4 protein-coding genes are annotated in these 1597 nt (G+C 33.7%); all 4 read left to right on the forward strand.

Going from position 1 to position 1597, the window contains the following annotated elements; all coding sequences use genetic code 11:
- The coding region (locus ACKI2P_RS07130; RefSeq protein ID WP_407376339.1) for a GDP-mannose 4,6-dehydratase at positions 1-369 on the forward strand (369 nt) is incomplete at its 5' end.
- 236 nt (positions 370-605) lie between these two features.
- Positions 606-872 (forward strand): hypothetical protein, encoded by a 267-nt coding sequence (locus tag ACKI2P_RS07135; RefSeq protein ID WP_292738655.1) that lies wholly within the window; start codon positions 606-608, stop codon positions 870-872.
- Positions 873-1154 (forward strand): hypothetical protein, encoded by a 282-nt coding sequence (locus ACKI2P_RS07140; protein WP_292738653.1) that lies wholly within the window; start codon positions 873-875, stop codon positions 1152-1154.
- Between the two features lie 29 nt (positions 1155-1183).
- Positions 1184-1597: CDP-glycerol glycerophosphotransferase family protein (locus ACKI2P_RS07145; protein ID WP_407376341.1), on the forward strand; the 414-nt coding region annotated here is incomplete at its 3' end.

Genomic DNA, 1597 nt, shown 5'->3' on the forward strand with positions numbered 1-1597 from the left:
GACTGGCTGCATGTCCATGACCACTGCAGTGCCATCGATTTGGTGTTGCATGAGGGAAGGCTTGGTGAGGTCTACAATATCGGTGGAAACAATGAAAAGGAAAACATTTACATTGTTAAACTGATTCTTGAAACCTTGGGCAAGGATGAATCCTTGATTGAATTTGTCACTGACCGTTTGGGTCATGACAGGCGTTATGCCATTGATTCTTCAAAAATTCAGGATGAATTGGGTTGGAGTCCTGATTATACATTTGAAGTTGGAATAAAGGAGACAATTCAATGGTATTTGGATAACACTGACTGGACAAATCAGGTGAAAAGTGGACAATATCAGGAATATTATGAGAAAATGTATGCAAACAGATAGTGTTTTTTACACTTGAAATACACGTCTCAATTTAATAATATTCAATTTTTTTCTTATTTTTTCTTATTATGTTTAGAATTTATCACTGTTTCAATAGGTCATATTAATTATTTTTCATTATAAAATCCAAAAATTTTAGATAGTTTTATATATTATTATTCGTTAATATTCATTATCATAGGGTTGTTTTTTTTCGGAAAAATCTATTCCGATTTATTAGGGGAAATGGTGATTTAATGTTGGAACAGTATTTGCCTTTTGTAGGATTAATTATATTTGGTAATATTGAAAATTTGGTGTTATCCTCTCAGGGGGTAGTTGCTGGAGTCAATCCGATTAAATTAGGTATTGCAAGTATCATTTGCGTATCCATGTGGCTGATTATTGGAACATTCGGAACTCAACTTCTTATTGATTATGTTGATTTCATCAATTTTATAGGTGGACTTGCAATATTCGTCTTAGGTTTGCAGGCGATGATTCAATCTGTAAGGGGTGAATAAATGGATCCTGAATTAAAGCATTTTTCAGTACTATTGGTTTTTGGAAACATCGAAAACCTGATTTTGGCGGCTCAAGGGGTTGACGCAGGTGTAAATCCTCTGGTTTTGGCTTGTTTAAGTTTAACTGCTGTTTTATTCTGGCTTTTAGTTGGAACATTCGGAACAAAAATGGCGATGAAATATGCAAGATACATTAACTTCATTGGCGGTCTGGCAATATTCATTTTAGGTATTCAAGCTATGGCAGAGTCCCTTCCGGGAATTTTTGCATTTTTCCATTAAATTAATCTTTTTTATTCAATTTGATTTTTATGAAGTATCTCAAGCATAAGTTATATGGAAGGATATTTAATCTGTTTAAAATCTTTCCAATTAATCAGAATAAAATAACATTCATTGTCGATTCAGGGGAATCTTTCAAAGGTAATCTGGATTATATTAAAAAGGAATTTGAAAAAAGAGGAGATTTTAAATTCCACTTTTTTTACAAGGACAAGTTATCCTTTGGAAGCTTTAAGAAACTCGCCTCATCCAAGTACGTTTTTTTAAATGATAACTTTTTCCCATTGGCATTCATGAATTTCAAGCCTGAAGCCCGTGTTGTGCAGTTATGGCATGCTCCGGGGGCATCTAAAAAGTTTGGAGGAACAGTTGACATTGAAAGTAGAGATATCCTTCAAAAAATTTCAAAAAACACAGACTGCCTGATTGTGACATCCGACAAG

Origin of the sequence: Methanobrevibacter sp. (genome assembly GCF_045541095.1) — an archaeon.
GTDB lineage: Archaea > Methanobacteriota > Methanobacteria > Methanobacteriales > Methanobacteriaceae > Methanocatella.